Here is a 3,854-nt window from a genome sequence, read left to right as displayed (position 1 = left end):
ACCTATCCCCTAAAGAATATAAGGAACAGGTAGTTTAGGTGTTTTGATGTGTTTCCCATTTTCAGGGTTCACTTCATTATAAATAGAGGGGCGGGGGTTACGAGGGATAAACATCTTCAAATTTAATCCCAACAAGCATATGTTTCATCATTATAAGGCATTGTGCACTATCATTAACTGTGAAAGAACAAACTTCCTGTTTAGTTTTTTTTACAACTAAAACATCAAAACTAATGGCTAAAACGTCTGTAAGGTAGTTTTTTTCCTGAGTATCTATAGCGATTAAAATATTATAAGTATATCTTGGAAAACTATTCCCAGTGTTATACCAGGAAATCCATGGTGCAACATCTTGCTTATTTAAATTAATAAACATGTTAGTAATAGCATCGGTCACCTGACTCACAATATCTTGGTTTATACTTTCTCCCCAACGATAAGTAGGAAATGCTAATATATCTTTAATAATCAGATTACTAATTTTCTCAATCAATTCTGAAATTTGAAGTGCTTCTCCTCCGATGATTGCTTCCTGTGACGAATCCAAAAAGTTTATATCATGATTTGATTCTAGCACGTTGACTAGAGTGCGAGGATCAGCGAAATCATTAAAATCCATATCCAATTCTTCAAAGAATTTCTTTAATTTAAGAACTTGTCCCAAATGTTCTTGTTTCACAGCAAACACATTATGAAAGTGATTATTCCCCATTTTTCAACAGTCCCTTCTATATAGAGCATAAGACAGATATATGATGGGAATTCTAATATATAACTATTTTTCGTTTTAAAATGTGGTACTGTACCTTTTCGAAAATAAGTTGTTCTAAAGTGTTGAAGAATAAGATTGTTTAGGTTCATTTTTTTGTTCACTATAGTTTGAACAAACAGTGAACAATTTTTTAGCGTACGAAATTTGCGAAATGTTGGTGCTACTCCATCCCCATCAACTTAAGAGATCAATTGTCCCCAAAAACGAAAAAAATGAGCCGAATTCTCATTAAAAACTGTAAAAAGGTAAAATTTTCGATAGGGGGGTCTCTCAAGATCTTAGCTTTATATATGCATGGGATAGTACCAACAAAACACGATAAGGATGTTCTATAGACAGTGTCTAATGTTTGTTATAGTACTTTGTTTTTAAGTAATGGGTTTGGAAACTAATTTTTGATAATATTTCTGTTAGTCTCGTTAAAAATAAATAAAGTTTCTTATAGGACGTTGTCCACTATGGACAAACTATATAGGGGAATAAATAGATAAACGGAAGAGTAAATATAATAATATGTTCTTAAGTGAATAGTTATTTTCATAATTGGTACAAATTTATATTTGGAGGCGTATTATGAAAAAGAAACTAATTGCTATATCAGTTGGTTATATTTTAATCTTAAGTGCATGTGGAAATAATAATGAATCTAGTAAAAATGAGTATAGTTTTAATGGTACCTGGGAATTGATAGACAAGGATAATACAAAATGTCCACCTACAATCATGTTTTCAGGGAAAGATAAGATGGTATGGAAAGGGCCCACTAAAGAAGGAGATAATAAAACTGTGGAGTTACAGTATACAAGAATATTTGAGGATGAATTCCAAGTAAAACTTACTGATCTTAAGGTTAATGGAAAAACAACAGAAAGCAGTGAAGACGAAAAAATTACTGTTAATATGATAAGAGATAATGATAGGTTACGCTTAGAGTATCAAAGGGATTCTTGTACTTATTCATTAAAGTAATTCATTGTTTTAGATATTATTTTATCAATAATGCGTTCAAAAGCACTCATTAAAGAGTGCTTTTTTATTGGATAAATCGGACGTCTAAAAAGATGTGCTCGAATTGGAGCTTATTAAGTACAGTGGTAAGGGGGGCGCGAAAAGCGAGTCCCTTCTTGGGGCAGCGTCACATCACGATCAAGTTAAGATTTTGAAGTATCTCCAAAACGAAAAAAGAATTTATTACGTAGCCATAAAAATAGGTAATAATGTTTTTATTTATTAGGGAGTTCAGATAAAATACTCCAAATAAGGATATTAAATTATGAAATTTTTAAAATTCCATAATTTAATTGATGATTTGCGTCATAATGGCAGTGAGAGTGATGAGTAATAGAAGAAATACAATGGAGGTTTTTAGGAGAAGAAAAACTTCTCTCAAAACTTCTAACAGATTTTCTAACGAAGTGAAGATTTATGTTTAATTTTAAAAGGGAAATGGTCGCTGATATGTCCTTCAAACCTCTATAGTAAAGGGTTTGCTAAACTTATATAAATTCCTATAAATTCTCGCTCTTCACCCGTAAACAATCTGGGCACCATGTTGTGAAGAATTTTACTACTACTGGCTCCTCGCTTGCGATAATGTCTTTAAACTCTTGCTCTGTTTTAATTTCTTTCATGTTTTTTGCTCCTTTCAATTTTATACGAATCTGCTAGTTTTTTTATGCAAAACCCGTATTTGCAAACATTAGTGTTTTTGAAATAGATTGTTTGCAAAATCTTCAACTGCTTTTTCTTGTAGGCCTGGTACAACATGTGAGTAGGTGTCCAATGTGATGCCTACTCTTTTATGTCCTAATCGCTCACTTACAATCTTTGGATGAATACCCTGCTTTAACATTATTGTTGCATGAGTATGTCTCAGGTCATGGAACCGAATATCAGGAACCTCACTTTTCTTTATAAGCTTTTTCCACAGCTGTGTCAAACTTCTGAAATTGCATGGGTTATCGTTAAAGGTAGGGCAGACCAAATCATAATCGTTATATTCGCTTCCATAACGTTCTTTTTCTACATTTATTCGCTCATGATGTTCCTCTAAAGCGTGTAGTGTAATTTCAGGAAGTACGATTAAACGTTTTCCTGAAGAGGTTTTAGGTTCATGAACTTCTTTTGGAATGTGCGAAAGGGAACGATTAACTGAAAGAGTTCTTCTCTCAAAATCGATGTCTTTCCATTGCAACCCAAGAATTTCTTCTTTACGCATGCCGCACGTAATAGCAAGTAAATATGCAACATAATAACGACTTTCTCTAGCGTGTTCTAAGAATCGGTGTTATTACAATCGATCGGTCGATGAGTGTTTCAGTATCAGCGTGTGTGGAGATTGCCCAACTGGTCAGGAATTACGCCAGTTGGGTAGGTATTTTGATACAGAACCGAAAAATCGTGGAGGAAAAAGAAAAAAGATTCCTAATGGTCTTACACCAGAACGTGTTCGTGAATTAAATCTACAAAGCATTGCGGATAAAAGCATTGACATCATGTATGACCGGAGTCCGAATTATGTCAGCAAGTTGAAGAAGAAATGGAAAGACCAGGGTTTGTGGGAAGGGCCAATAAATATTTGGAAGATGAAAAGGAGTAGGGGTTGAGAAGTAGTTTCTAATTTGAATTTTGTACAAAAAGGGAGTGACACATATGTACTTAAAGAAAAAGGAACGTGAAATATTACTCGAAATAGAAAGTGAGTTTACTATGTTCTTTAAAGAAAAAGAAGAAGCAATTCAGAATAACGATGAATATTATTACGGTGCTGATGATTTAGATAATATTGTAGAAAGATTTAGGGATTATTTGGTTGTAAGAGGTTTGTTAGAAGAAAGAACAGATTTTTAACAAAAGCGTTATTTGTGCGACACGTTTCCTTATAAGTGTGCAAACACGAAATAGGAGGGTTATCAATTCTGATAACAACAACTGAGTGACTGAAAGTAGGAATGAAAGCCGTCAGGTTGAGCTGAAACTACTTATCTGATACTCCTACATGCAAAGCGTGATAGTAGTCACAAATTGTATGAAGCTAGGTGAAGTCGGCTGAACAAAACCTAAGTGAGAAATCATATGGTAA

3 protein-coding genes and 2 pseudogenes are annotated in these 3,854 nt (G+C 33.5%); 2 read left to right on the top strand and 3 right to left on the bottom strand.

The features are described 5' to 3' along the window. Positions 1–97: 97 nt before the first annotated feature. On the bottom strand, positions 98–712 hold the full coding sequence (locus tag J4P91_RS28435) for a pesticidal protein (RefSeq protein ID WP_207996761.1): 615 nt from the start codon (positions 710–712) through the stop codon (positions 98–100). Positions 713–1,345: 633 nt separating this feature from the next. Between J4P91_RS28435 and J4P91_RS28430 the strand changes: the two genes are divergently transcribed. Beyond that, positions 1,346–1,741 (top strand): hypothetical protein, encoded by a 396-nt coding sequence (locus tag J4P91_RS28430; RefSeq protein ID WP_207996760.1) that lies wholly within the window; start codon positions 1,346–1,348, stop codon positions 1,739–1,741. Between the two features lie 557 nt (positions 1,742–2,298). On the opposite strand, the pseudogene J4P91_RS28425 reads toward J4P91_RS28430, so the two are convergent. Together J4P91_RS28425 and J4P91_RS28420 are read right to left on the bottom strand one after the other, a co-directional pair. Next, positions 2,299–2,403, bottom strand: a pseudogene (locus J4P91_RS28425) (thioredoxin domain-containing protein); the annotation flags it as partial. A gap of 68 nt (positions 2,404–2,471) precedes the next feature. Beyond that, a pseudogene (locus tag J4P91_RS28420) lies at positions 2,472–3,038 on the bottom strand (site-specific integrase); the annotation flags it as partial. Positions 3,039–3,424: 386 nt separating this feature from the next. Between J4P91_RS28420 and J4P91_RS28415 the strand changes: the two are divergent. After that, positions 3,425–3,622 (top strand): hypothetical protein, encoded by a 198-nt coding sequence (locus tag J4P91_RS28415; protein ID WP_207996759.1) that lies wholly within the window; start codon positions 3,425–3,427, stop codon positions 3,620–3,622. Positions 3,623–3,854 lie beyond the last annotated feature (232 nt).

It is taken from the genome of Bacillus sp. XF8, assembly GCF_017498755.1.
Classification (GTDB): domain Bacteria; phylum Bacillota; class Bacilli; order Bacillales; family Bacillaceae_G; genus Bacillus_A; species Bacillus_A bingmayongensis.
The sequence above is the reverse complement of the archived record's forward strand: the minus strand, read 5'-3'. Positions and strand labels throughout refer to the sequence as shown.

Coding starts and splice junctions, on each gene's coding strand:
- J4P91_RS28435 (WP_207996761.1), bottom strand. CDS start 712: ATGGGGAATAATCACTTTCATAATGTGTTTGCTGTGAAACAAGAACAT.
- J4P91_RS28430 (WP_207996760.1), top strand. CDS start 1,346: ATGAAAAAGAAACTAATTGCTATATCAGTTGGTTATATTTTAATCTTA.
- J4P91_RS28415 (WP_207996759.1), top strand. CDS start 3,425: ATGTACTTAAAGAAAAAGGAACGTGAAATATTACTCGAAATAGAAAGT.